A 25,462-nucleotide genomic window follows, 5' to 3' on the forward strand; every position below is an offset into this window, starting at 1 on the left:
CCCGGACCCGCGAAGAGCAGGGAGCCGCCCCGGTGCACGTCAGTGTGGGAGCGCTCCCAACGATGCGTTGCAGCATGCGCGAGGCAGCCGCTCCCGTCAAGGTCTATGTCAAGGGAGCGCTCCCGGTACCGGGCGGCCCGGGATGTAGTTCAATGGGCCCGACACACCACACCGGCCGCCCCGGACGCGCCCACCAGGGCGACGAGCAACCGCCCCACCAGGGCAGGAGAACCAAGCGCCCGACAGGGCGGCAGGAAGAGCGCCCGCCAGGGCACTGGAGCAAGGAGGACGCGTCCATGCCAGCAGCCCGCGCGGAAGGCGCCGGTAAGTCCGGACCGACCCTGGAGCAGGTCGCCGCGCGTGCGGGCGTCGGCCGGGGCACGGCCTCCCGGGTGATCAACGGCTCGCCGCGGGTCAGCGAACGCACCCGGGCCGCGGTCCAGGCAGCCGTCGCCGAGCTGGGCTACGTCCCCAACCGTGCCGCGCGGGCCCTGGCGGCCGGAAGCATGGACGCCATCGCACTCGTCGTCCCCGAACAGGAGAACCGGCTGTTCGCCGAGCCCTACTTCTCCGAGATCCTGCGCGGCGTCAGCACCGAACTCGGCGACACGGACATGCAGCTCCTGCTGACCCTCATCCGCGACGAGCGCGGACGCGAACGCTTCGCCCAGTACGCCGCGGCACACCGCGTCGACGGTGTGCTGCTGGTTTCCGTACACGGCGACGACCCACTGCCCGACCTGCTCCGCGACGTCGGCATGCCGGCGGTCCTCAGCGGCCGCCGCTCACACGCCGAGCACCTGCCCTACGTCGACTCCGACAACCTGCTCGGTGCCCAGCTGGCCGTCGAGCACCTGATCGGACGCGGCCGCCGGAAGGTCGCCACCGTCACCGGACCCCTGGACATGTATGTGGCCCGCTGCCGTCTGGAGGGTTACCACGAGGCGCTCCGCGCCGCCGGCCGGTCGACAGCCCCGGCGGACGAACACCTGGTTGTGGAGGGAGACTTCACCGAGGAAGGTGGTCACCGCGGCATGCTCGAACTGCTGCGCAGGGACCCCGAGGTCGACGCGGTCTTCTGCGCCTCGGACGTGATGGCGGCGGGCGCCAGGCTGGCGCTGCGCGAAACCGGACGGGACGTGCCCGAGGACGTGGCACTCGTCGGCTTCGACGACTCGGCCGTCGCCCGGCACATGGACCCGCCGCTGACGACCGTACGGCAGCCGATCGAGGAGATGGGTCGCGCCATGGTCCGGATGCTGCTCGACCTGATGGCACGCGCCCACGGCGACGCTCCGGGGCGGGCCAGGACCCACGCCGGGAACGGTACGCAGGACCAGCCGCGCCTGGTCCTGCCCACGGAGCTGATCCGGCGCCGCTCGTCGTGACCGTCCGGGGCCGCTCACTGCGTCGGCGGCCCCGCGCTCGTCCCGATCGCGGCCGCGCCGCCTCGCGGCCGGACGCCCAGGGGTCAGAACCCGCCGCCTCCGCCGCCCCCGCACGAGGCCCCGCCGCCGCCTCCGCATGAGGCGCCGCCTCCGCCGCTGTCGCCGCCTCCGCCCTCGCCGCCTCCGCTCTCGTGATCCATGCCGTCACCGGCCGTCCACGCCTGCCCCGTGTAGCCGTAACCCGCTCCCCGCCCCAAGGAACGGGCATTGCGGCTGGACGGCTTGGACGTCCAGTGGGTGATGCACGCGATGACCAGCACAAGCAGCACTCCGAAAACCAGCCAGGCGACCATGGCCGTCCCCCGTTCCCCCGCGGATTCTCCGCACACTCGTCGGACCAGGAAGTATGTCCCCGCCGGGGCCGCCTCACCACACATGCCGCACACCGGGCAGGTGCTGCGCAATACGCACCGATGGTGCGGTTTGCCGAGATTCACCCCATAGAGGCCGCACTTGGCGAACTGTGGCGCGTTGTTCCGTTCGGGCCCGGCGTACTGGGCCGACGCCGGACCACAGGATCGACGACGCGGCACGGAAGCGGTGATGACGATGGCCGGGGCGGCAACGCGGGTGTGCGTCGGGGTGGTGGCTCCGCAGACCGGAAGGCTCGCTCCGCTGGGCGAGCCTCTGTCATTCGCCGTACGCACGCTGGCGCGGCGGCTGACGCGCCTGCACAACAGCGGCCGCACCTATGACGTACGGATCGCCGTACGGGACAGCCGCTCACACCCCGAGGGCGCGCGCCTGGCCGTACACGAACTGGCCGACGATGAGGGCGCGAACATCGTCCTCACCATGGCGGGCACCCAGGTGCTGCCGGCCGCCGCCGACACCTGCGAACAGCTGGGCGTCCCGTGCGTATCGACCACCTTCCCCTGGCAGGCGTACGGCTGCGCACGCGGCGGCGACCCGCTGCGCAGCTTCCGGTGGACCTACCACTTCGCCTGGGGGCTGGACGACATCGCCACCGTCTTCGCCGACATGTGGGAACAGCTCGGGCCCCGGCACACCGTCGGCTGCCTGTGGAACGACGGTCTCCAAGGACGGCTGCTGCGTCACGAGCGGTTCGGCTTCACCCCGGTGGCAGCCGCACGCGGACACACCCTGGTCGACCCCGGCGGCTACCCCGAGCCGGCAACCGGGTTCGACTCCCACCTCGCCCGCCTGCGCGACCACGGCGCCGACATCCTCACCAGCGCCGCCACCGCGGCCGATCTCGCCCTGTTCCTCCGGCAGGCACGCACCACGGGACCGGTTCCCCGGCTGATCACCTGCTCGCGCTGGCTGACCTATCCGCCCACCCACACCACACGCTCCCCGGACGTGCACCGGGAGTTGGCCGGGGCGAGCGTGGCCACCATGGTCTACTGGAGCCCGGAGCACCCCTACCGCTCCAGCCTCGACGGCACCGGCTGCGCAGAACTGGCCCGCGCCTACCGCGAGGAGACCGGACAGCTGTGGCTCCAGCCCCTCGGCCTGGCCCACGCGCTGTTCGAGGTCGCGCACCACGCGCTGGCCACCGCCTTGGACCCCACCGACCGCGCGGCCGTCGCCCAGGCCCTCGCCAAGACACGCACCGACACGGTCGTGGGCCCGCTCGACTGGACGCAGGGACCCACCCCCAACATCGCCCTGGTGCCCCTTGCCGGAGGCCAGTGGCGCCAGGGTCCCGACGGCCCCCGTCTCACGCTCGTCTCCAACACCCGGGCTCCGGCCGTCCCACTGACCGGCGACGTCGTCGCCGCGCGCTGAACACAGGCATCCTGGAAGCTCACTCCGCCGCCTCCCGGAAAGACCCCGCCGTGCTCGTCGCCCGCTCCCTCGCCCTGTTCGCCGTCGCCGCCCTCTTCGAGATCGGCGGAGCCTGGCTGGTGTGGCAGGGGCTCCGGGAACAACGGGGCCTGCTGTGGACCGGTGCGGGTGTGGTCGCGCTCGGCCTGTACGGAGTGGTGGCGACCTGGCAGACCGACGACAACTTCGGGCGGGTCCTGGCCGCGTACGGCGGGATCTTCGTCGCGGGATCGATCCTCTGGGGCGTGCTCGCCGACGGCTACCGGCCGGACCGCTTCGACATCGCCGGCGCGCTGATCTGCCTCGCCGGGATGGCCGTCATCATGTACGCGCCCCGGGGACGCTGACTCGTCGGCCGACGGCCGACGAGAGCCGGGGAGCGGCGTTCAGCTGGCGAGCGGAGTGTCGTCGTCGGCGTCGGACGCCTGCGTCGGGTCGCCGCCGTGGAACTCCGGGTCGATCGCGTTCGCCGCACCCAGCGCGGTCAGAATCCAGGCGTCTTCCCGAGTCCTCAGCCGCGCCGCCTCGCGATGGGCCAGCGCCGCCTCCAGTTCGTCCAGCGCGGTGTCGAGCCTGGCACTGTCCTTTCCGGCGGCCGCGTCGCGCACGCGCTGCCGTGCTTCCATCACGCCCGCGTTCGCGTCCTCGTACAGGGCGTCGAGCTCGGATTGTTTCGGGTCAGCCATGGCTCCAGCCTACGCGTCGCGAATCTTCGAACGCGCGCGGCCACGGTTCCCGGCATCCCGGCCGCCGTACTTCGCCCAATTGCACGGGGGACGGGTGACCGAGCGGCCGGTTCCCGGCTGTTGAAGATCGTAAAAGTGGGACGGGCGTACGCCGGCGGACCCGCCCTGTCCTGCCGTGGGAGCGCGGGGAGCCGGCAGAGAACCAGTGGTCAGGCAGCCACCCGTCTGGTAGGGGTACGGCATGGATTCCCAGGAGAAGACCGGGTTACGGCACGCTCAGGACGTCTCCGAGTTCCTGGCGTGCCTGCGGGCCCTCAAGGAGGCATCGGGCCTCACGCTGCGGCAGCTCGAAGAGCTTGCCGCCGCTGCGGGTGACTACCTTCCCCGCAGCACGCTCTCCTCCATGCTCAGCGGCAGGCGACTTCCCCGCCCCGAGCTGCTGGCCGCATTCGTCCGGGCCTGCGGCCACGAGCGGCGGCTGACGGACTGGCTCCGGCTGCGCGACCAACTCGCCGAGCGCGACGCCCGTGCTGACGCCGTCGGTTCCGCCGCTGCCGATTCCGTCGTCGCCGGTTCCGTCGTTGCCGATTCCGCTTCCGTCGATCCCGCCGCGGCACCGGTCGACGCTCCCAGTCGGCGGGCGGCACGGCGCTTTCTACGGACTCGCCTGCTGGTGCCGCTCGCGGTCGCGGTGCTGCTCGCCGCCGCGGCCGCGGTGGTCGGCACCCGTGACGAGCCGGGCGGCGGGAAGCCGCATCCCGGCGCGGCCGCCGCCACGGACGCCACCGGGAGGGCCGCCGACGACGCCGGGGCGGGAGCCGCGAGCGCCGCGGCCGACGTGCCGCGCGGCGCGGTGCGGCTGCGCCCCCTCTCCGCACCACGCCTGTGTCTGACCGACGGCCTGGTCCGCGACCGTCGCTACGACTCCCAGGTCGCCGTGCAGCGCCCCTGTACCCGGACCCGGCCCCAGACGACCGAACTGCGCGCGGAGCCCGGCAGCGGCCGGTACCGCATCCAGTGGCACCACCCCGAGTTCGGTACCGGCTGCCTCAAGGTCCTGGGCACGGGAGCGGGCAAGGACCTCCTGGAGCCCTGGGACGCGTGCGACCGGGCCGAGCTCTTCCGTCTCGTACCCGTACGGGGACGGAACACCTACGCGCTGCGAACGGAGACGGGCCGCTGTGTCGGCATCGCGCGGCCCGCCACCGTCGAGGGCACGGAGGCCGTCGCGCAGCGCTGCACCACGGCCCGCAACCAGATGTTCCGCATCGAGTCCGCCTCCGACTGACCGTCCGCCAGGGCCGGTCGTCCCTCACCCCCCGTGGTTGAGGGACGACCGGTCGCGCCGCACAGCACAGATCCTGGTGCGGGACGCGGGCCAGGAGAAGGGGAATCCGCTGTCCGGGACGGCCGCGAGCTGTCCGCGCAGGTCAAGGGGGCGATCGGGCGCTGTCCCGGACACCGGCGGAGCGTAGCCTCGGCTTCGGAAGAGAGCACAGGACCGGCGACGCGATGTCTCCGGCGCGGTGAGGAGAGCGAAGATGAGCCAGTTGCGGATCGTGGTGGACGATCTCTCCGGTCCCGAGACAGCGGAGTTCCTCGAGGAACACGTGAGCCAGATGCGGTCCCTCACGCCGCCGGAGAGCAAACACGCGCTGGATCTCGACAGCCTGCGGAAGCCCGGGACCACGTTCTGGTCCGCCTTCGACGGCGATGTACTGGTCGGCTGCTGCGCCCTCAAACAGCTCGACCCGCTCCACGCGGAGCTGAAGTCGATGCGTACCAGGCCGGTACGGCGCAGAAGCGGTGTCGCCTCCCGGCTGCTGGAGCACGTCCTGGGCGAGGCCACGGGCATGGGCTTCGCCCGCCTGAGCCTGGAGACCGGCTCGGCCGAGTTCTTCCGTCCGGCGCGCGGGCTGTACGAGAAGTTCGGATTCGAGTTCTGCGAGCCGTTCGCCGACTACACGCACGACCCGAACAGCGTTTTCATGACCAGGAAGCTCTGAGCCGCCACCCGCCTCGCCGTCCGCCATCCGCCATCCGCCGTCCCGGGAGATCGGGAGGTTGAGCGATCGCGCGGAGTGAAAGAGCGCTGACAGGGCGGCGGCCCGGTTGCCCGGGCCGCTCGGAATCCCTTCAGGACAAACGCGGGAGGACGCTCAGGCAGTCTGTGGCGTCTTCTCGTCCTTCAGCATCTTGCGCAGTTCTTCGCGCAGTTCCGGTGTGTCCGTGTGACCGTGGACCGAAGCCGCGTGTTCGGCGGCGGCCCGTACGACCTCGTCCTCCTCACCGGCGATGGTGAGTGTGCAGTTCGACTCGCTCGGGTAATCCCTGCAGTCCGCAACCTTGCGCATCAAGGGCACCTTCTTCCCCTCTGGCTAGCAGGTACCTCCCTTTTCAGGATCGCGCGGGCACCTCGGCCGGGCAAACGCCGGAGCCGGTCCACTGCGCGGCGCGCTACCCGATCGGAGCGCGGGCCGTGTAGACGGTGTTGGCCGATGTACCGCCCTGCACGGGGTTGGCGAAGGTGACGGTGTGTGCTTCGACCCCCTCGAACACCTGGGACAGTGCGCCGGTGAATTCCTCGTCCGGCGGATCGTCGGACCACAGGGCGAAGGCCCCGCCCGGGTGCAGATGTTGGGCCAGGCGCCGCAGCCCGGCCGGCTCGTAGAGCGCCGCGTTGCCCGGCCGCAGCACGTGGCGTGGCGAGTGGTCGATGTCCAGCAGGATCGCGTGGAAGCGCCGGTGCGGTGTCCGCGGGTCGAAGCCGTTCGTATCCGCTGCCAGGGAGAAGAAGTCCCCGTGCGTCAGACGGCATCGGGCGTCACCGGACAGCCGGGCGCCCACCGGCACCAGGTGCCGCTCGTGCCAGTCGAGCACGGCCTCGAGCGCCTCGACCACCAGCAGCGAGCGCACCCGCTCGTCCCGCAATGCCGCCTCCGCTGTGTAGCCGAGACCGAGACCGCCCACGACGACGTCCAGCTCGCCCTCGGCCCGTACCGCAGCCAGCCCGAGGCGGGCGAGCGCGACTTCCCCCTCGGTGAAGAGGCTGGTCATCAGGAAGTCGTCATCGAGCTTGACCTCGTACACGTGCGTGCCGGAGGCGGGGTCCCGGCGGCGCCGCAGACTGATGGCTCCCATCTCGGTGGGTTGCCAGTCGAGCTCTTCGAATCGTGCGCTCACGCTGCGAACCTATCGTGATCAAGAGCCGCCCGGGACCACCCGCGCACCGGCGGGTGCCAGACCCCCGCCTTCGTGCCGACTCGACCGCCCTGATGAAATGCGTATCGTGACAGGTGCGACAGGTAAGTGGTCATCGGATACGACAACCCCTATCGCCTCCTACACGGCGATCGGGGACAGCTTCACCGAAGGGGTCGGGGATCCGGGGCCCGACGGGGTGTTCGTCGGGTGGGCCGACCGGCTCGCCCTGCTGCTGGCGGAGCAGGCCGAGGACGGCTTCCGGTACGCGAACCTGGCCGTGCGGGGGCGTCTGCTGGACCAGATCGTCGCCGAGCAGGTCCCTCGCGCCAAGGAACTCGCCCCCGATCTGGTGACGTTCTGCGCCGGAGGCAACGACATCCTGCGTCCCGGCTCCGACCCGGACGCTCTCGCGGACCGCTACGAGACCGCGCTCACCGAACTCCTCACCACCGTGGGCACCGTGGTGGTGTGCACGGGCTTCGACACCCGCAACTTCCCCCTGCTGCGCCACCTGCGGGGCAGGATCGCCACCTACAACGGTCATTTGCGCGCGGTCGCCGACCGCCACGGCTGTCCGGTGCTCGATCTGTGGTCGCTGCGCGCCGTGCAGGACCGCAGGGCGTGGGACGAGGACCGCCTCCACCTGTCGCCCGAGGGCCACCGCCGCGTGGCGATGCGGGCCGCCGAAGTGCTGGGCATCGAGCCGCCCACCAGCCCGGACGAGCCCTGGCCCGCCGCGCCGGGCGCCGCTGCCACTTCGCGCCGGGACGATCTGTACTGGGCCCGTCAGTATCTGCTGCCGTGGATCGGGCGACGGCTGCGCGGCGAGTCCTCCGGCGACCATGTCCAGGCCAAACGCCCCGACCTGCTCCCGCTGCGGACCCCCGAGCCGTGAGGGCTCACTTCGGCTGAAGTATCCCGTCCGGCAGGCCGAGGTGGTCGTGGAGGGCACGTCGCCCCACCGGGGTGACGGTCACGGCGCGGGTGGTGCCGATCCGCGCGATCCACCCCGCGTCGAACGCGTGCCCGCACAGTGCCGCGCCGACGGCGCCCGCCAGATGGGGGCGGCGTTCGGTCCAGTCCAGGCACGACCGCACCGCAGGGCGCCGCGTCCCGGCCCGTACGGTGATCCCCGTCTCCCGGAGCCAGGCGTCTCCCTCGCCGGTGAGTCGGAGCCCGTTCTCCCAGTCGAGCAGCCCCCGTTCGGTCAGCGCTTCGGTGATCGCGACACCGACGGTGCCCGCCAGATGGTCGTAGCAGGTGCGGGCGTGTGCCAGCGCCTGCCGCCGGCCGGCCGCCGACAGCGAGCGGGGCGGCGCGGCCCGGTCGGGGGCCAGCGCGGCGAGGCTCTCCACCAGTTCGGCGATGTGCGGATCGGCGAGCCGCACATAGCGGTGCCGCCCCTGCCGCTCCTCGACGAGGAGGTTCCCGCGCACCAGGGCGTTCAGATGCTCGGTCGCGGTGGAGGCGGCCACCCCGGTGTGCCGGGCCAGCTCGGTCGCCGTCCACGCCCGCCCGTCGAGCAGGGCCAGGCAGAACCCCGCACGTGTGCCGTCGGCCAGGAGCTTGGCGACAGAGGCCAGGTCAGGACCTGCCGCGGGGGTGCGCCGAGTGCTCATACGGACCATTGTCCCCGCCGCGTTCCGGTGTCCGCCTGCCGCCCTCCGGGGTTCGGCGTCCGGTGTCCGGTCCCGGCTCCCGCGGCAAGGCGACCGCGTTACTGATCACCGCAGTGGGTTACGCGTGGAGTACGAGGCGGATGCGTACTCCTGTGACCGCTGACGGAGACTGAGCGACAGCGTCCGCACACCGAAGACATCCGATGACCGAAAGGGAGCGACGACCATGGCCGACGGCAACTCCACCGGCGAGACGATGCAGGCGATGACCTACGACCGGTTCGGCGGCACGGAGGTGCTGTCCGCGACCCGGCAGCCGCTGCCCAGGGTGGGGCCGGGCGAGGTCCTGGTCCGGGTGCGGCACGCGGGGGTCAACCCGGTCGACTGGAAGATCATGGCGGGCGGTCTCGAGGCCCTGATGGACACCGTCTTCCCCGTCGTGCCCGGCTGGGATGTCGCGGGCGTCGTCGAGCGGGTCGGTATCGATGTGCCCGAGTTCTCCGCCGGGGACGAGGTGATGGCATACGCCCGCAAGGACTATGTGCACGGCGGGACGTTCGCCGAGTTCGTCACCGTGCCGGTGCGGTGCCTGGCCCGCCGCCCGTCCTCGCTCAGCTGGGAAGAGGCGGCGGGCCTGCCGCTGGCCGGTCTCACGGCGTACCAGACGCTCACCCGGCTCGGCACCCGCGAGGGCGAGACGGTGCTGATCCACAACGCGGCCGGGGGCGTCGGATCGCTCGGCGTGCAGATCGCCCGTGCCCTCGGCGCGCGCGTCATCGGCACCGCCTCACCCGCCAACCACGCCCGGCTGCGCGAGTTCGGAGCCGAGCCCGTCGCCTACGGCGACGGGCTCACCGACCGGGTGCGCGAGCTGGCTCCCAAGGGAGTCGATGTGGTGGCCGACTTCGTCGGTGGCGTCCTGGACGCCACGCTGGGCGTTCTGGCCGAGGGCGGACGGCACGCCTCCATCGCGGACAACTCCGTGACGGAAGCGGGCGGCCAGTGGCTGTGGGTACGCCCCAGCGCGAGCGACCTGACCGAGCTGGCCCGGCTGGCCGACGAGGGCAAGCTGACGGTACGGGTGGCGGAGACGTTCCCGCTCACCCGGCTGGCCGACGCGTTCGAGCTGAGCCAGTCGGGCCATGTGCACGGAAAGATCGTGGTGACGCCCTGATGTCTGCTCTCCGCGCTCGCCGGTGACCTGCCGCTGGCGCGGCACCGTCCGGCTGGGCGGACGCCCGGTGGGGGAGCGGTCCGCGCGCGAACTCGCCGTACGCCGCACGGTACCTGTGTCCACCGTCGTCCGGTCGAGGTCCACCCTCACCCCGCCACCGGCACGCCGCTGGTGCTGCCCGCCAGGCACCAGCCGCCCGGCAGCAATTGCGAGCACATCGCACCTGGTCGGAGCGGGTAACACCGCCGTAGCCGCAATCGGATTCCTGTGCGACCGTGACCGTCATGGAGGGGACGGAGCACCACCACGGACACGCGCACGGACACTCCCATCCGGGCGGTGGGCACCGGCACGGCCCGCTGGCCTCCCGCCCGGCGCGGCTGCGCCACCGGCTGGCGCACCTGCTCAAGCCGCACAGCCACCAGCCGGCGGACAAGGTGGACGCGGCGATGGAGACCTCGCGCGAGGGGATGCGGACGCTGTGGCTCTCGCTGGCCGTCCTGGGCGCGACCACGGTCGTACAGGCGGTGATCGTCGCCCTGTCCGGTTCGGTCGCGCTGCTCGGTGACACGATCCACAACGCGGCCGACGCGCTCACCGCCGTACCGCTGGGCATCGCGTTCGTACTGGGACGGCGGGCGGCCGACCGCCGCTACACCTACGGCTACGGCCGGGCCGAGGACCTGGCCGGGATCCTCATCGTCGCCACCATCGCCGCGTCGGCGGTCCTGGCGGCGTGGGCGGCCGTGGACCGGCTGCTCAACCCAAGGGAGATCACCCACCTGGAGGCGGTGGCAGGTGCGGCGCTGGTCGGCTTCGTGGGCAACGAGTGGGTGGCCCGCTACCGCATCCGCACCGGCCGCCGCATCGGCTCGGCGGCGCTGGTCGCCGACGGACTGCACGCCCGCACCGACGGCTTCACCTCGCTGGCCGTACTGCTGGGCGCGGGCGGCGCCGCGGTCGGTCTGCGCGCCGCGGACCCGCTCATCGGACTACTGATCACGGCCGCGATCCTGCTGGTGCTGCGGGACGCCGCCAGGGAGGTCTTCCGGCGCCTGATGGACTCCGTCGACCCCGCACTGGTCGGGGCCGCCGAGACGGCGCTGCGCGCGGTGCCCGGTGTCCGGGGCGTGGGCCAGGTGCGGATGCGGTGGATCGGCCATGTGCTGCGAGCCGAGGCCGATATCGTCGTCGACGCGCACCTGACGGTCGTCGCAGCCCACGGGGTCGCCGTCGAGGCGGAGCACGCTCTGATCCACGCGGTGCCCCGGCTGACCGCCGCCACCGTGCACACCGACCACACCCCCGTGGAAGACGACCCCCACGCCCCCCCTCGCCCACCACACCCATCCTCCGACCGCAGCCGGAAAGGATGCCATCAGCGCCTGAGGGCGCCGCGGCGGCGGTACGGGAAATCGGCTCAGCGGCTTCGGCGGTGGAGGGCGCGGTCCGGGGCGCCGAACCTGTCGGCGGCGAGGGCCGCCTGGTGCCAGTGCGGGTAGATCAGTTCGGGCGCGCTGACCTTGTCCAGCCGGTCCAGGTCGGCGGCGTCGAGCCGGACATCGACGGCACCGAGGTTGTCCCGCAGCTGCTCGTCCTTGCGGGCACCGATGACCAGGGTGGTCACCCCCGGCTGTGCCAGCAGATACGCGAGGGAGACCTGGGCGGGGGAGACGCCGTGCGCGTCGGCGATGTCGACGACCGTCTCGATGGTGTCGTACAGCTTCTCCTCGTCGCGGACCGGTGGCTCCGACCACTCGGTCAGATGCCTGCCGCTGTCGGCCTGTTGTCCGCGCCGGTACTTGCCGGACAGCAGGCCGCCGGCGAGCGGGCTCCACACCATGATCCCGAGTCCCTGGTCGAGGGAGAGCGGCACCAGCTCGTACTCGGCGTCGCGGGACTCGAGCGAGTAGTAGATCTGGTTGCTGACGAAACGCTGGTAGCCGTGTGCGTCGGCGACACCGAGCGCCTTCATCAGCTGCCACCCGGAGTAGTTCGACACCCCCAGATAGCGGACCTTCCCCGCACGGACCAGGGAGTCCAGCGCCTCCATGGTCTCTTCCAGCGGGGTGAGCCCGTCCCACTCGTGGACGTGGTAGATGTCCAGATGGTCGGTGCCCAGCCGGCGCAGGCTGCCCTCGACCTGGTCGAGGATGTGGTGCCGGGAGAGCCCCTGGTCGTTGGGTCCTTCGCCCACGGCCATCCGGACCTTCGAGGAGAGCAGAAGGCGCTCGCGGCGCCCCGAGATCACCTCGCCGAGGATCTCCTCGCTCAGCCCGGCGGAGTACATGTTGGCCGTGTCGAACAGGTTGACGCCCGCGTCCAGGCACATGTCGACCTGACGCCGCGCCCCGGCGACGTCCGTCGAGCCGACGTTCCCGAACATGTCCCGCCCGCCGAACGTCATCGTCCCCATCGTCAGGACCGACACCCACAGGCCGGAACAGCCCAACTGCCTGTACTCCATTCAGCTTTCTCCACTCTGTGTGTGGTACGGCATCCGCCGAGCGGCATCCGGCACTCGGCGCCTACCACGCGAGCGCCGGACTCATTCAAGATTCAAGCTCCGGGTTCGCTCCGGGTTCGGGAGCGGGCGTGGCCCGGATCGCACATGAGTGCCTTTCAGCGGGATGTCTCGTTGTGAGGGCATGGATGCGTTGCGGATGAAGGAAGTGACCAAGGCGTTCGGGCGGCGCCGGGTGCTGCGAGGTGTGGACCTGGAGCTGCCTCCCGGCTGTCTGGCCGGGGTGGTGGGCGAGAACGGGTCGGGGAAGTCCACGCTGCTGAACATCCTGGCCGGGCGGCTGGCGGCGGACGGCGGCGAGGTGCACTGCCCCGGCCGGATCGGCTACTGCCCCCAGGATCCGGTGCTCAACGCGTCGTTCACCGTCGACCAGCACCTGGAGTTCTTCCGGACCGCCTACGACCTGCCGGATCTGGAGCGAGCCCGCCAACTCGTGGACACGCTCGGCTTCGCCGAGTACCGCAGAGATCGCGTCGATCATCTCAGCGGCGGCACCCGGCAGAAGCTGAACGTGGTGCTGGCCCTGATGCGCGATCCGCCGGTGCTGCTGCTGGACGAGCCCTACCAGGGCTTCGACTGGGAGACCTACCAGCGGTTCTGGCGGCTGGCGGAGGAACTGCGCTCGGCGGGCCGCTCGCTGCTGGTCGTCTCGCACATCGCCCACGACATCGGGCGATTCGACCTGCTGTGGCGGATCGAGGAGGGGCGGCTGAAGGCCGATGAGCGCTTGGACGAGGAGCGTCCGGGCGACGAGCACGGGGGCGCGGGCGCCGTGCCGAGCGACGGTGTCGATTGCTTCTGACGCAACAACACTTTGCGTAGATTGCACTGGATTCAGTGGCCCAGTCGTCGCAGAGTTCTGTCCATGGCCAACAACGATCTTCTGGCTGTGGTGAGTCAGAGCGGACCCACCGTCTCCTTCTTCTCCGTCGGCACGTACCGCGAGCTGGGCACCGTGGAGCTGCCCAGCGAGCCGCACGAGCTGTGCTTCGACCCCGCACGCCGCCTGCTGTACTGCTCGATCACGTACCGTTCCGGCTACTACCACGGCAACACCGGGCGGGCCCATGAGATCGCCGTGATCGACCCGGACGAGCAGCGGGTGACCGACGTCATCGAACTCAGCCCCGAACACGCGCCGCACGGCCTGGTCCTGGACCGGGACCACGACATCCTCTACACCAGCGTGGAGGCCACCGACTCGGCTCCCGGCGCGCTGCTCGCCCTGGACCCCGGTTCCCGGAAGGTGCTGCGCCGCATCCCGGTGGCGGCCCCGGGGCCGCACTGGTTCACGGTGACCCCGGACGGACGGCAGGCGTACACCACCAACAAGGAGGCTCCATACGTCTCGGTGGTGGATCTGGACTCGGGACGACTGCTGGAACGGATTCCGGTACCGGGCAGCGAGGGTGTCGACATCTCGCCCGACGGACGGTACGTGTTCGCGGCGACCCCGAAGGCCGACTTCTCCGGTACGGCACCGGCCGGCGCGGGGATCGCCGTCATCGACACCGCGGACCACCGGGTGGTCCGCACCCTGCCCGCGGAAGGCGTCACCATGCCCGTGCACACCACATCCGGGGGCCTGCTGCTGACCGGCGAGCTGCGCATGACCGATGAGGCCGCGGCGGCGGGCGGGCTCGGCAGCCAGGCCAACGGTGTGCTCAACGTCTACTCACGGGCCGGTTCCGGCGAACGCCTGCTCGGCCAGGTGGAGGTGGGCAGGTTCCCGCTGACCATCACCTCCTCGGCGGACGGCTCGTTGGCGTACGTCTCCAACGTCGTCTCCTCCACCGTCACGGTGGTGGACCTGGCAGCCCTGCGCCCGGTCGCGACCCTGTCGATCCCCCGCAGGGAAGAGCCGGGCGCGCATGGACTGGCCTTCGTCCCGGCGGCCTGAGGATTCCCTCAGACGCGGGAACCCTCTGTCGCAGGACGCGCTCAGCCGCAGGACACAGGGCGGCTGTAGAGGCGGTAGCGCTTGGTGATCCGCCCGCCCACCCTGCTGAGGGCGGCGTTGACGTGGTGGTTGTCAGCCAGCACCCAGGAGGCCTCACCGGTCGTCATCCCCTGGGCGTGGCACGCCTTGGAGAGGGCCATGTACATCAGCAGCTCCAGGCCGCGCCCGCGGTGTTCCTCGCCGACCCCCATGGCCAGCAGCCGTGCCCGGTCCAGCTTCCGCCGGGCACGCAGAAAGCGCACCAGCCCCAGCGGCAGGGCGCCCAGGAAGGCGGGGACGAACGTCCGTGGCTGCTCGGCCACCACGGCGACGCGGTCCGACCGGCGCAGACCGCGGCACGCCAGGCCCTCCGCGTGCTCGCGTACGGCCGCCAGCAGTTCGGAACGGGAGACCTCCACCTGACCGGTGTCCGTCAGACAGCGCTGGGCGAGCGAACCATCCCCTTCCCAGGCCGACATCCGCGACATCAGCCAGTGCTCACTGTTCACCGCTCGTCCCCTCCACCGCACTCAGGAGCTTCCGTGACCGAGGAGGTAACGATCAGACCTGTGTGCGAGAAACGAACTTCAGCCAACAGGGTGAAGGGCGGGTGGACAAAGCGGGCCGGTCGGCGGTATGTGCGCGCCCGGCCGGACCGTGTGGTGTCCGACGGCGAGGGCCTGTCCGGGCGAGATTGCTCATGAAAGTCGTTTTCAATAAACTGCCGGGGTTGTCGACGCCCAGGAGGTTTCTCGTGGCTGTGCCCAAGCGGAAGATGTCCCGCAGCAACACCCGGCACCGCAGGTCCCAGTGGAAGGCCAGTACGCCGCAGCTCGTTCCCGTCACGATCGAGGGAAAGGTCCACCGGGTGCCTCAGCGGCTCGTCAAGGCGTACGAGCGCGGCCTGCTGCGGCCGGCGGACTGACGCTCGCGCGCCGACCGCTTCCGCGCACAGAAATCCCCGGCTCCGAGAATTGCGGGCCGGGGATTTCCTTGGCTATGCTCGGCTTTTCTGTGTGCTCACACAGAAAAGCCCCCTCAAGGGGCTGCCGATAGAAGTAACGTACCGGGCAGGGAGCCGTTTTGTCAAACCGGGGAAGCGCTGAGCTGCAGCACGAGCAGAAATACCTCGATCATCTCTACGCCCGGGTCGATGTATTGCGAGGGCAGGCCGCCGAGGCCGTCGAGGAGGCGCAGAAGCCGGACGGTAACACGCGGCAGGCGCGCGTCGAACGGGACGTGCGTGTCGCCGAGCGCTCGGGACTGCTGGCCGCGCTGAACGCCGTCGACGGGTCGCTGTGCTTCGGCCGTATCGACTTCACCGACGGCACCTCGCACCACATCGGCCGCATCGGCATCCGCGAGGACGACGCCGAGCGCACCCCCGTCCTCATCGACTGGCGTGCCCCGGTGGCGCGCCCCTTCTACCTCGCCACCGGGCACACCCCGATGGGCCTGCGCCGCCGACGCCACCTCACCACCCAGGGGCGCACCGTCACCGAGCTGCACGACGAACTGCTCGACCTCGGCGACCAGGAGCGCACCGGGCACGAGGACCCCACAGGCGACGCCGTCCTCCTCGCCTCGCTGAACGCCGCCCGTACCGGTCGCATGAACGACATCGTGCGCACCATCCAGGCCGAGCAGGACCGCATCATCCGTGCTCCGCACCGGGGTGTCATGGTCGTGGAGGGCGGCCCCGGCACCGGCAAGACCGCCGTCGCTCTGCACCGGGCCGCGTTCCTGCTCTACGAGCACCGCGAGTTGCTCGCCAAGCGTGCCGTGCTGATCGTCGGCCCGAACCCGGCCTTCCTCTCCTACATCGGGGAAGTGCTGCCCTCGCTCGGTGAGACCGGCGTGCTGCTGTCCACGCTGGGCGAGCTGTACCCGGGGATCGAGGCGCGCGGCACCGACAGTCCGCGCGCCGCCGCCGTCAAGGGCCGCGCCGAGATGGCCGAGGCCCTGCGGCTGGCCGTCCGCGACCGGCAGCAGGTGCCGGAGCCGGGCGAGCCGCTGATCGTGCCGCACGACGACGGCGACCTGGTACTGGACTGGCACCTCGCCGACGAGGCACGCGAGGCGGCCCGCGCCACCCGGCTCCAGCACAACCTCGCCCGCCCGCACTTCGCTTTCCGCGTCATCGACGCGCTCACCGCGCAGCTCGTCGAACGCATCGGCACCGACCCCTACGGCGGCCCCAACCTGCTGGGCCCGGACGACGTCGCGCAGCTCGGCAAGGCCGTCGCCGCCAACCCCGAGGTGCACGCGGCGATCTCGCAGCTGTGGCCCGAGCTGTCGCCCGAGGAGTTCGTTGCCGACTACCTGGCCGAACCCACCCATCTGCCCGAGGAGGACGCCGCCGCGATCCGCCGTCCGGTCACCTCGCCCGCCGACTGGACCCCGGCGGATGTGCCGCTGCTCGACGAGGCGGCCGAGCTGCTGGGCGAGGACGACAGCGCTCAGCGGGCCGCTGCCGAGGCGGAGCGGCAGGAACGAATCCAGTACGCGCAGGGCGTCCTCGAGGTCGCCCGGGGGTCGGAGTCGTTCGAGTTCGAGGACACCGAGTCCGAGATCCTGGCGGCGCACGACATCATCGACGCCGAGCGGATGGCCGAGCGCCACGAGGAGGCCGACCACCGGACGGCGGCCGAACGCGCGGCAGCCGACCGCACCTGGGCCTTCGGCCACATCATCGTCGACGAGGCGCAGGAGCTGTCCCCGATGGCCTGGCGGCTGCTGATGCGCCGCTGCCCGTCCCGCTCCATGACCCTGGTCGGCGATCCGGTGCAGACCGCCGAGGAGGCCGGTGTCGGCTCCTGGGAGGACATCCTCGCGCCGTACGTCGAGGACCGCTGGGAACACACCCGGCTCGCGGTCAACTACCGCACCCCGGCTGAGATCATGGACCTGGCCGCCACCGTCGTACGCGCCCGGCACCCGCGCTTCGAGCCGCCTTCCTCGGTCCGCTCGACGGGCACCCGCCCCTGGGCCCGACAGGCGTCGGGCGACCTGCCGGGCGCTGTCGCCGAGGCGGCGACAGCGCAGACGCCCGACGAGGGCCGGCTCGCCGTCATCGCACCGCGCCGCCTGCACGAGGCGCTGGCCGCGCGGCTGCCCGGTGTCGTCCCGGGCGCCGAGCCCGATCTCACCCGGCATCTGGTCCTGCTCGACCCGCGTCAGGCCAAGGGCCTCGAGTTCGACCGGGTGCTGGTCGTCGAGCCCGCCGAGTTCGGCACGAGCGACCTCTACGTCGCCCTCACCCGGGCCACCCAGTCCCTGGGCATCCTGCACGAGGCGCCGCTGCCGGGCGGGTTGGCCGGGGGCCTTGACGCCTCCGGCGCGGAACACCCGGCCTGACGGCTCGTCAGCCCTGGGCGCGGAGTTCGAGGAGCTCCGGGGCGAGCAGAGTGGTGGTGCGGCCCTTGACCTCGATCAGCCGGTCACGCCGCAGGCGGGCCGGCGCGCGGGGCGAATGGAATCCGGTGGCGGCGCCGGGCGTGGCGCCACCACCGGACTGAGGGGCTGCCCTTGGCCGTCCATTGCGGGCCGCGGGTGCGTTGTGTGCTCGCACGGTTCCCCGCGCCCCTGAGGGGGTGCGTGCCTCAGCGTCGGACTCCGGTTGTGAGAATTGAGCCCTGTGTGAGCTGTGCGGCCTCTGCGTCCCCTGTGTGCTCTGTGAGATAGGGCATACCGCTCAGCGGTGCGACCTGTCCGGATAGCCGAGTACGCTACGGAAGATTTACGGAACCTTGTCCCCCGGTTGGTGTCTCGTCACCGACTGTGATCTTCCCGAGGACGCCGCGTGGATTCGCTCAACTCGTTCATCCTCGACGTCAACGACGTCTTCTGGACCTACCTCCTCATTCCGCTGGTGGTGGGTGCCGCGCTGTACTTCACGCTCCGTTCCAAAGGGGTGCAGCTGCGGCTGCTGCCCGAGATGGTGCGGGTGCTCGGCGACAAGACCAAGCCAGGTCCCGACGGGCGCAAGCAGGTCTCCTCCTTCGGAGCCTTCACCATCTCCGCCGCCGCCCGAGTGGGCACCGGCAACGTCGCGGGCGTGGCCGCCGCCATCACCGCCGGTGGTGCCGGTGCGGTCTTCTGGATGTGGGTGATGGCGCTGCTGGGTGCCTCGTCCGCGTTCGTGGAGGCCTCTCTGGCGCAGCTGTACAAGGTGCGCAACCGGGACAGTGAGGGCAACGAGTCCGGTACCTACCGGGGCGGGCCCGCCTACTACATGCAGCGCGGCCTGCGGAAGCGCTGGCTGGGCCTGATCTTCGCCGTGGTCATCACCCTGACCTTCGGCTTCGTCTTCAACGCCGTGCAGTCCAACACCATCGCCTCCGTCACCAAGGGCTCCTTCGGTGACGACTTCCCCGCCGCCGGCGCGGGTGTGGCCGTCGCGGCGCTGCTGGCCCTGGTGATCTTCGGCGGAGTCCGGCGCATCGCCACGGTCACCCAGCTCGTCGTGCCGGTGATGGCCGTCATCTACCTGCTGCTCGGTCTCGCGGTCGTCGTCCTGAACATCTCCGATGTGCCGCGCGTCTTCGCGGACATCGTGGGCGGCGCCTTCGGGATCCGCGAGGTCGCGGGCGGCGCCGTCGGCGCGGCGATCCAGCAGGGCATCAGGCGCGGGATGTTCTCGAACGAGGCCGGTCTGGGCTCGGCGCCCAACGCGGCGGCCACGGCCGAGGTCACGCACCCCGTCAAGCAGGGGCTGGTGCAGACCCTCGGTGTCTTCTTCGACACGCTGCTGATCTGCTCGATGACCGCGTTCGTCATCCTCACCACCAACCCGTCGCTCTCCGAGCGGGGCGGTGCCGACCTCACCCAGTCGGCGCTGGAGGAGACGCTCGGCGGCTGGGCCGGCCACGCGCTGACGCTGGTGGTCTTCCTGCTCGCCTTCTCCACGCTGATCGGCAACTACTACTACGGCGAGTCCAACATCCAGTTCATGACCGGCACGGCGAGCCGCTGGGTGCTGCCCGGCTACCGCGTGCTGGTGCTGGGCGCCGTCTTCGCCGGGGCGCTCGGCTCGGTGGACGTGGTCTGGAACCTCGCCGACGTCTTCATGGGCAGCATGGCGCTGGTCAACCTGGTGGCGATCGTGCCGCTGTCGGCCATCGCCTGGAAGCTGCTGGACGACTACCTCACCCAGCGCCGCCAGGGCCTCGACCCGACGTTCGTCCGGGACCGGCTCCCGGATCTCCCCGGCGAGATCGAGTGCTGGTCCGCTCCCGCGGATGTGAAGGCCGCCGACAAGGCGTAGGGGCCGTCGGTTCCCCGCGCCCCTGAAGGGGCGCGGGGAACCGTGTCTACTTCAGCTGGGCGGCGACAACGGCGGCGGCGTCGGCCACCAGCTTGTCGTCGTACTCGGCGTCCTGCTTCTCGCGCTTGGAGAGGACCGCCACCACGAGTGGCGCCTTGCCGGGTGGGCGCACCACGGCGATGTCGCCCCGGCTCGCATAGCGGCCGGCACCGCTCTTGTCGCCGACGCTCCAGCCCTTCGGGAAGCCGGCCCTGATCAGCGTCCTGCCGGTCGGGTTGTCGCGCATCCACGCGTTGAGCTGCTCTCGCTCCTTCTTGCCGAGGCCGGCACCGAGCGCGACGGCCCGCAGGTCCTTCGCGAAGGCGCGCGGAGTGGTGGTGTCCCTGTCGTCGCCCGGCGTCGCCTCGTTCAGCTCCCGCTCGTAGCGGTTGACGTTGGTGACGTCGTCGCCGAGCTTCTCCAGGAAGGTGTCGAGCGCCTTCGGCCCGCCCAGGTCCTCGAGCAGCAGATTGTCAGCGGCGTTGTCGCTCTGCCGGACGGCGGCCGCGCACAGGGCACGCAGCGTCATCTCCTCACCCACGTGCTCACTGGTCACGGGGGAGTGGGGGAGCAGGTCGTCCTTGTTGACCTCGACCGTCTTGTCGAGGCCGTCGATCCGGTGCTTGTCGAGAACGGCGGCGGCCGTGAACGCCTTGTGGGTGGAGGCGTAGGCGAACCGCTCGTCCGCGTGGAACGAGACCTCCCGGCCGCTGCCGGTGTCGAGGGCGTGGACGCCGAGCCGCGCGTCGTACTTCCGCTCCAGCTTCCGGAACGCCGCCGCCACCTTTTTGTCCGTGGCCTTGTCCGAGGCTTTGTCCCTGGCACTGTCCAGGGCGGAGGTCGCCGAGCCGGACGACTTGGCCGAGGCGTCGGCCGACCCGTCGGCGCCGCAGGCCGCCAGGGGCAGGGCGAGTGCGAGCGTGCCGAGTGCGCCCATCGCGGTGCGCCGGACTCTGGTCGTACGCATGGGTGGTCGATACCTCCTGCTGTGCGGGTGCTGTGATCCCCGGTCCCCCGGGCCCGGTCCGGCCAGGTTGCCGGGCCGTGCGTCATGCCGTCCAAGACCGGATCGCGCCGATCGATGCGGAATCCGCATGACCGGGTCCGTCGGCGGCCGCATAGGGTGGCGGGCGTGGATCTTGTCGGTGCGTGCCGCGCCTTCGTCCACGTCGGCGAGCGCGGCAGCTTCACGGTGGGCGCCGCGGCCGCCGGGATGTCGCAGTCGGTCGCCAGCCGCCGCGTCGCCGCGCTGGAGCAGCACCTGGGCGAGCGGCTCTTCGAGCGCGGCTCACGCCATGTCCGGCTGACCCCCTTCGGGCGGGAGCTGCTGCCCGCCGCGCGGCGGCTCGTACTCGCAGCCGAGGAGCTGGCACACGAGGCGGCGACGGCCCAGCGCAGGCCCTTCCGGCTCGCGGTGCCCGACACCTGCCCCGCTCCCGCGCTCGCCCGGCTCGCGGCGGCGGCCCGCGGAGAGGGCATCACCCTGGAACTGCGCACCGCCACCCCCGCGGTACGCCCCCACCTGGTCCGCTCCCAGCAGGTGCGGGCCGCGCTCGTCGCGGTGCCGCCCGACCAGGCCCGCTGGCGCGTACCGCTCGGGCTCGCCGGAGTCGCCCGGCCGCATGGACGCCGCCTCTACCTGGAGACGCTGCGCCCCCGCCGCACCGACCAGAGCCCGCCGCGCCGGGTGTGGCTCCAGCCCGAGGACGACGTACCGCACATCCGGGACCGGATGACACGGCTGCGGGACGCCGTCGGGCTGCGTCCCGCACAGCTCTCCGTCGCCACCGGCCTCACCCAGGCGGCCGCCGAGGTGTTCTCCTCGGCCGACCTGCTGCTGTGCTCACCGGTACAGACCCAGGAGTTCGGCCTGCACTGGCGCCCGGTCGGGGAGCTGCGGCTGGAGCGCACGTTCGGCCTCATGGCAGCCGAGGAGAGCGACGCCGAACGCCTCGGGACCCGCCTGGGCGAAGCGCTCGCCGACTGTCTGGGGGCGGGAGCCGAAGCCGAGCGCGAGAACAACGAGAACGGCGAGGTCGACGAGAACGACACGGCACACACCGGCACCGCCGGGACCGAGGAGGAGACAACCCGATGAGGGCCGACGATCTGCTGCGCGAGCTGCGCCGGGCCCTGCGGGACGGCGGACTGTCCGGCTCGTTCCTCGTCCGCGATCTGCGCACCGGCGAGGAGCTGGGCATCGATCCGGACCTGGAGCTGCCGGTGGCCTCGCTGGTGAAGGTGCCGCTCGGGATCGCCACGCTCGACCGCGTCCGGCGGGGCGAACTCGACGGCGCTCAGCAGCTGGAGGTGCGGCCGGGCCGCGTCACGACCCCGGGGCCCACCGGGATCACCCGGTTCCGGCACCCGGCCAGGGTCGCCCTGGACGATCTGCTCTATCTGAGCACGTCCCTCAGTGACAACGCCGCCGCCAACGCCCTGTTCGCCCTCACCCCGCCCGGCGAGGTGGAAGCGCTGCTGCGCCGGATCGGGATTCAGGGCATGGCCGTCCGGCACGCCCTGGGCGAGCTGACCGACACCCCCGCCGAGCACCTGCCGGCGGGCTCCGCCTACCTGGCGCACTCGCTCGCCATCGGCGCCGGCACCAGCGGCCACGGCCACCGGCTGCCGCAGCTCGATGTGACCCGCGCCAACTCCGGTACGGCGCGGGCCTTCGTCGATCTGCTGGAGGCGCTGTGGACCCCCTCGGCGGTCGACCCGGACGTGGCAGCGCGGATGCGCTCCCTGATGGCGGACAACGTGCTGCGCCAGCGGCTCGCCCCGGACTTCAGCTCCGATGCGGCCACTTGGGCGTCCAAGACGGGAACGCTCCTCAACCTCCGCCACGAGGTGGGCGTCGTCCACCATTCCGACGGTGCGCTCTTCGCCGTCGCCGCGCTCACCGAGTCGCAGGTACCGGCGGCGGCGCAGCCCGGAGCTGAGGCGCTGATGGCCCAGGTCGCCAGGGAGCTGCGGGACCACCTCAGGAACGGCTGAGTCGGGCCACCGGCGGCTGAGTCGGGCCACCGGCGGGGCCGATTCCGGGCTGATTGCGGGCTGATTCCGAGGCGATTCTGCGTGAAGTTGCGCGCGCGGTCGCCGTTTCGAGCATTTTCGAGCTCTTGACACCGGGTGTTGGAGGTCGGTTTACTCCGTTGCACGTCGTAGGCGAGCACTCGACGTCAGAGGTACGCCCAGCCGGTATGCGGTGCGCCGCGAGCCCGGACTGAGTCGCCAGGACCCTGTGTGTCCGAGGCGGGGACGTGCCCTCCACCCCTGGAGTTCGACGATGTATCCCGACCGTCGACGTCCGTACCGGGCTCTCGGCGCAGCCGCAGCGGCGGCGACCTTCCTGCTGGCGGCAGCCCAGGCGAGCAACTCCTCGGCCTCAGCCGAGACCGCAACCCCGGCCGAACCCCGCGCGGCGGACGTGACCCTCCCTCCGGCACACGCCGGGTTCGACTACCAGATCGGCGGCCCCTACCCGCCCCCCGAGGGCGTCGAGGTGGTCAGCCGTGACCACTCCGTACAGCCCGCCGAGGGTCTGTACAACATCTGCTACGTCAACGCCTTCCAGACGCAGCCCGGCGCCGCGGGCGGTTGGGACTCCGACCTGCTGCTGCGCGACAAGTCCGGCGAGGTCGTCTACGACGGCGAGTGGGACGGCGAGGCCCTCCTCGACATCCGGACCGAGGACAAGCGCGAGCGGATCGCCGCGAAGGTCAACACCTGGATCGACTCCTGCGCGGCGAAGGGCTTCCAGGCCGTCGAGCCGGACAACTTCGACAGCTACGACCGCTCCGAGGGCCTGCTGACGTCAGGTCAGGCCCAGGATCTGGTCCGCCGCCTGGCCGACCACGCGCACAGCAAGGGACTGGCGATCGGCCAGAAGAACGCCGCCGAACTGGCCGACTCCCGCAAGGCCAACGGGCTGGACTTCGCCGTCGCCGAACAGTGCGGCGAGTGGAACGAGTGCGACACCTACACCAAGGCCTTCGGCGACAAGGTCGTGGTGATCGAGTACACCGAGGACGGGATGGCCACGGCGTGCGAGGGCTGGGGCGACCAGCTCAGCATCGTCCGCCGCGACCGGAACGTCGTCACCCCGGCCGACGACGCCTACGTACGGGAGACCTGCTGACGGCCGACCGTCGGCACCTCCGGCAGCGCGTTTGTCGGCACCTCCGACAGCGGTCGAAGCCTCCTTCCACCACCCGCTCCCGGCCCGGCCACCGTGCTGTGCGCGGCGCGCCCGTGCAGCCCTCCCATCCCTGATCCCCGGGGCCCGCGCTCCGCACCGTGACGCCCCGGTCCCGCGTCGGGAACGCACTCCCCTATGCGTTCCCGGCGCACCCCGCCCCGCGGGGTCCCAGCCCCGTTCATCCAGCACATCCGCGGCCGCGATGTCGCCCGCACCCCTTCACCGGAGGTACAGATGGCCGTACCCCAGAGCGTCCCCCCGACGGCTCCCTCGCGCCGCCGGGTACTGCGCCGCGGCGGCGCGTTGGCGCTCACGGCGCTGGCCGGGTCCGCCGTGTCCGGCTGCGGCACCGGCAAGGACGACGGCGTCGGCGCCGACGGCCGGGTCACCATCGAGCTGTGGCACGGCCAGGCCGACACCGCGCGGGCGGCGCTGCGGCGCCTGGTCGCCGACTTCCACCGCAGCCATCCGCACATCCGGGTGGACATGGGCGGCGGCGTGCTGGCCGACTCGATGCTCCAGAAGATCACCGCGTCCCTGGCCTCGGGCTCCTACCCGGACATCGCCTACGTCTTCGGCTCCGACCTGGCCAACGTCGCCCGCAGCCCCCAGGTCGTCGACCTGACGGACACGGTCGGCTCCGCGCACACGCCCTGGCGGAACTACTGGTCCCCGGCCCGGGAGGCGGTCACCCTCAACGGACGGGTCAGGGCGGCGCCCGCGCTGCTGGACGCGCTCGCCGTCGTCTGCAACAAGAAGCTGTTCGCGCGGGCGGGCGTGCCGCTGCCCAAGCCCGGCTGGCGGTGGCACGACTTCATCGAGGTCGCCCGCAAGCTGACCGACAGGGGAGGCGGCCGCTTCGGCACCGGCTGGCCCGGCGCGGGCGACGAGGACACCGTCTGGCGGCTGTGGCCCATGGTCTGGGATCTGGGCGGGGACGTCATCGGAAAGGACGGCCGCAGCATCGGCTTCGCGAAGGAGGGGGTGCGAGCCCTCCAGGTCGTCGAGCAGCTCGTACGGGACAAGAGCGTCTACGTCGATCCGAAGCCCGGCGGCGAGCAGATGTACCAGGTGTTCCAGGGCGGCCGGATGGCCATGGCCGTCACCGGGCCGTGGCAGCTCCCGGACATCCGGTCGGCCAAGATCGACTACCACGTGGCCCCGCTGCCCAGCTTCTCGGGCCGCCCCGTGACCATCTCGGGCCCCGACACCTGGACCGTCTTCGACAACGGCTCGGCGCGGGTGCGCGCAGCCCGCACCTTCGTCGACTGGCTGATGCGCCCGGCGCAGGACGTGCGCTGGGGCGCCGAGGCCGGGAGCCTGCCGCTGAGCAGGCAGGCGCAGGAGCTGCCGAGCTGGCGGCGCGAGGCGCGCCGCACCGAGGGACTGGCGACCTTCACCGAGGCGCTGGAGGGAGCCAGGGTGCGCCCCACGCACCCCGCCTACCCCGAGGTCTCGCAGGCGCTGGGGCAGGCCCTCATCTCCGTACTGCTCGGCCGGAGCAGCCCGCGCGCCGCGATGCGCGCCTGCGCCGACGAGGCCGACGCCGCCCTGCTGATACCCCGCTGAGG

Annotated in this window: 25 protein-coding genes; 17 read left to right on the forward strand and 8 right to left on the reverse strand. The window is 71.7% G+C overall.

Features of this window, described 5'->3' with window-relative positions:
* Positions 1 to 296 precede the first annotated feature (296 nt).
* The 3 genes from HC362_RS30970 to HC362_RS30980 all read left to right on the forward strand — a co-directional run bounded on the left by HC362_RS30970 (position 297) and on the right by HC362_RS30980 (position 3,586).
* A complete protein-coding gene (locus HC362_RS30970; protein ID WP_243087563.1) occupies positions 297 to 1,388 on the forward strand; it encodes a LacI family DNA-binding transcriptional regulator in 1,092 nt (363 codons plus the stop codon).
* Between the two features lie 603 nt (positions 1,389 to 1,991).
* Positions 1,992 to 3,200, forward strand: a complete 1,209-nt coding sequence (locus HC362_RS30975) for an ABC transporter substrate-binding protein (RefSeq protein ID WP_243087565.1) — start codon at positions 1,992 to 1,994, stop codon at positions 3,198 to 3,200.
* Between the two features lie 50 nt (positions 3,201 to 3,250).
* Positions 3,251 to 3,586, forward strand: a complete 336-nt coding sequence (locus HC362_RS30980; RefSeq protein ID WP_243087567.1) for a YnfA family protein — start codon at positions 3,251 to 3,253, stop codon at positions 3,584 to 3,586.
* A 39-nt stretch (positions 3,587 to 3,625) separates the two neighbouring features.
* Here the strand turns inward: HC362_RS30980 and HC362_RS30985 are convergent, their stop codons facing one another.
* On the reverse strand, positions 3,626 to 3,925 hold the full coding sequence (locus HC362_RS30985) for a hypothetical protein (RefSeq protein ID WP_243087569.1): 300 nt from the start codon (positions 3,923 to 3,925) through the stop codon (positions 3,626 to 3,628).
* Positions 3,926 to 4,166: 241 nt separating this feature from the next.
* Here HC362_RS30985 and HC362_RS30990 point away from each other — a divergent pair, with 241 nt between their 5' ends.
* Positions 4,167 to 5,213 carry a helix-turn-helix domain-containing protein gene (locus tag HC362_RS30990; RefSeq protein WP_243087571.1) on the forward strand — a complete coding sequence of 349 codons (1,047 nt, stop codon included), beginning with the start codon at positions 4,167 to 4,169 and terminating at the stop codon, positions 5,211 to 5,213.
* A 262-nt stretch (positions 5,214 to 5,475) separates the two neighbouring features.
* On the forward strand, positions 5,476 to 5,931 hold the full coding sequence (locus tag HC362_RS30995; RefSeq protein ID WP_243088890.1) for a GNAT family N-acetyltransferase: 456 nt from the start codon (positions 5,476 to 5,478) through the stop codon (positions 5,929 to 5,931).
* 153 nt (positions 5,932 to 6,084) lie between these two features.
* On the opposite strand, the gene HC362_RS31000 is transcribed toward HC362_RS30995, so the two are convergent.
* Both HC362_RS31000 and HC362_RS31005 read right to left on the reverse strand, forming a co-directional pair.
* Positions 6,085 to 6,279 (reverse strand): DUF1059 domain-containing protein, encoded by a 195-nt coding sequence (locus HC362_RS31000; RefSeq protein ID WP_243087572.1) that lies wholly within the window; start codon positions 6,277 to 6,279, stop codon positions 6,085 to 6,087.
* A 103-nt stretch (positions 6,280 to 6,382) separates the two neighbouring features.
* Entirely contained in the window at positions 6,383 to 7,108 is a 726-nt protein-coding gene (locus HC362_RS31005) for a spermidine synthase (RefSeq protein WP_243087574.1), read from the reverse strand.
* A 106-nt stretch (positions 7,109 to 7,214) separates the two neighbouring features.
* On the opposite strand from HC362_RS31005, the gene HC362_RS31010 reads away from it, so the two are divergent.
* Positions 7,215 to 8,024 (forward strand): SGNH/GDSL hydrolase family protein, encoded by an 810-nt coding sequence (locus HC362_RS31010; protein ID WP_243087575.1) that lies wholly within the window; start codon positions 7,215 to 7,217, stop codon positions 8,022 to 8,024.
* Between the two features lie 4 nt (positions 8,025 to 8,028).
* On the opposite strand, the gene HC362_RS31015 is transcribed toward HC362_RS31010, so the two are convergent.
* Positions 8,029 to 8,748 (reverse strand): helix-turn-helix domain-containing protein, encoded by a 720-nt coding sequence (locus tag HC362_RS31015; RefSeq protein ID WP_243087576.1) that lies wholly within the window; start codon positions 8,746 to 8,748, stop codon positions 8,029 to 8,031.
* Positions 8,749 to 9,004: 256 nt separating this feature from the next.
* Here HC362_RS31015 and HC362_RS31020 point away from each other — a divergent pair, with 256 nt between their 5' ends.
* Both HC362_RS31020 and HC362_RS31025 read left to right on the forward strand, forming a co-directional pair.
* Complete coding sequence (locus HC362_RS31020) at positions 9,005 to 9,922, forward strand: NADP-dependent oxidoreductase (protein ID WP_243088891.1); 918 nt, start codon at positions 9,005 to 9,007, stop codon at positions 9,920 to 9,922.
* Positions 9,923 to 10,206: 284 nt separating this feature from the next.
* Complete coding sequence (locus HC362_RS31025; RefSeq protein ID WP_243087578.1) at positions 10,207 to 11,424, forward strand: cation diffusion facilitator family transporter; 1,218 nt, start codon at positions 10,207 to 10,209, stop codon at positions 11,422 to 11,424.
* Here the strand turns inward: HC362_RS31025 and HC362_RS31030 are convergent.
* Positions 11,343 to 12,389, reverse strand: coding sequence for an aldo/keto reductase (locus HC362_RS31030; protein WP_243087579.1), 1,047 nt, complete (start codon positions 12,387 to 12,389; stop codon positions 11,343 to 11,345). The genes HC362_RS31025 and HC362_RS31030 overlap by 82 nt on opposite strands.
* A gap of 190 nt (positions 12,390 to 12,579) precedes the next feature.
* On the opposite strand from HC362_RS31030, the gene HC362_RS31035 reads away from it, so the two are divergent.
* Positions 12,580 to 13,248, forward strand: coding sequence for an ABC transporter ATP-binding protein (locus tag HC362_RS31035; protein ID WP_243088892.1), 669 nt, complete (start codon positions 12,580 to 12,582; stop codon positions 13,246 to 13,248).
* A gap of 63 nt (positions 13,249 to 13,311) precedes the next feature.
* Complete coding sequence (locus HC362_RS31040) at positions 13,312 to 14,346, forward strand: YncE family protein (protein WP_243087581.1); 1,035 nt, start codon at positions 13,312 to 13,314, stop codon at positions 14,344 to 14,346.
* Positions 14,347 to 14,387: 41 nt separating this feature from the next.
* Here HC362_RS31040 and HC362_RS31045 read toward each other — a convergent pair whose 3' ends face one another.
* Positions 14,388 to 14,894 carry a hypothetical protein gene (locus HC362_RS31045; protein ID WP_243087583.1) on the reverse strand — a complete coding sequence of 169 codons (507 nt, stop codon included), beginning with the start codon at positions 14,892 to 14,894 and terminating at the stop codon, positions 14,388 to 14,390.
* Between the two features lie 245 nt (positions 14,895 to 15,139).
* On the opposite strand from HC362_RS31045, the gene rpmF reads away from it, so the two are divergent.
* Complete coding sequence (gene rpmF, locus HC362_RS31050; RefSeq protein ID WP_243087585.1) at positions 15,140 to 15,310, forward strand: 50S ribosomal protein L32; 171 nt, start codon at positions 15,140 to 15,142, stop codon at positions 15,308 to 15,310.
* A gap of 158 nt (positions 15,311 to 15,468) precedes the next feature.
* Entirely contained in the window at positions 15,469 to 17,742 is a 2,274-nt protein-coding gene (locus HC362_RS31055; RefSeq protein ID WP_243087586.1) for an AAA family ATPase, read from the forward strand.
* A 7-nt stretch (positions 17,743 to 17,749) separates the two neighbouring features.
* Here HC362_RS31055 and HC362_RS31060 read toward each other — a convergent pair whose 3' ends face one another.
* Positions 17,750 to 17,956 (reverse strand): hypothetical protein, encoded by a 207-nt coding sequence (locus tag HC362_RS31060; RefSeq protein WP_243087587.1) that lies wholly within the window; start codon positions 17,954 to 17,956, stop codon positions 17,750 to 17,752.
* Between the two features lie 231 nt (positions 17,957 to 18,187).
* Here HC362_RS31060 and HC362_RS31065 point away from each other — a divergent pair, with 231 nt between their 5' ends.
* Positions 18,188 to 19,651: an alanine/glycine:cation symporter family protein gene (locus tag HC362_RS31065; protein WP_243087589.1), complete on the forward strand. Its 1,464-nt coding sequence runs from the start codon at positions 18,188 to 18,190 to the stop codon at positions 19,649 to 19,651.
* Between the two features lie 46 nt (positions 19,652 to 19,697).
* On the opposite strand, the gene bla is transcribed toward HC362_RS31065, so the two are convergent.
* Positions 19,698 to 20,657, reverse strand: a complete 960-nt coding sequence (gene bla, locus HC362_RS31070) for a class A beta-lactamase (protein WP_243087591.1) — start codon at positions 20,655 to 20,657, stop codon at positions 19,698 to 19,700.
* A 165-nt stretch (positions 20,658 to 20,822) separates the two neighbouring features.
* Between bla and HC362_RS31075 the strand changes: the two genes are divergently transcribed.
* The 4 genes from HC362_RS31075 to HC362_RS31090 all read left to right on the forward strand — a co-directional run bounded on the left by HC362_RS31075 (position 20,823) and on the right by HC362_RS31090 (position 25,460).
* Entirely contained in the window at positions 20,823 to 21,788 is a 966-nt protein-coding gene (locus HC362_RS31075; protein WP_243087599.1) for a LysR family transcriptional regulator, read from the forward strand.
* On the forward strand, positions 21,785 to 22,687 hold the full coding sequence (locus tag HC362_RS31080; protein ID WP_243087606.1) for a serine hydrolase: 903 nt from the start codon (positions 21,785 to 21,787) through the stop codon (positions 22,685 to 22,687). Before HC362_RS31075 ends, HC362_RS31080 begins: the two co-directional genes overlap by 4 nt.
* Before the next feature lie 292 nt (positions 22,688 to 22,979).
* A complete protein-coding gene (locus tag HC362_RS31085) occupies positions 22,980 to 23,831 on the forward strand; it encodes an endo alpha-1,4 polygalactosaminidase (protein ID WP_243087608.1) in 852 nt (283 codons plus the stop codon).
* A 294-nt stretch (positions 23,832 to 24,125) separates the two neighbouring features.
* On the forward strand, positions 24,126 to 25,460 hold the full coding sequence (locus HC362_RS31090) for an ABC transporter substrate-binding protein (RefSeq protein ID WP_243087610.1): 1,335 nt from the start codon (positions 24,126 to 24,128) through the stop codon (positions 25,458 to 25,460).
* Positions 25,461 to 25,462: the final 2 nt, after the last annotated feature.

Source organism: Streptomyces sp. 891-h, from assembly GCF_022760275.1.
GTDB classification, from domain to species: domain Bacteria; phylum Actinomycetota; class Actinomycetes; order Streptomycetales; family Streptomycetaceae; genus Streptomyces; species Streptomyces spirodelae.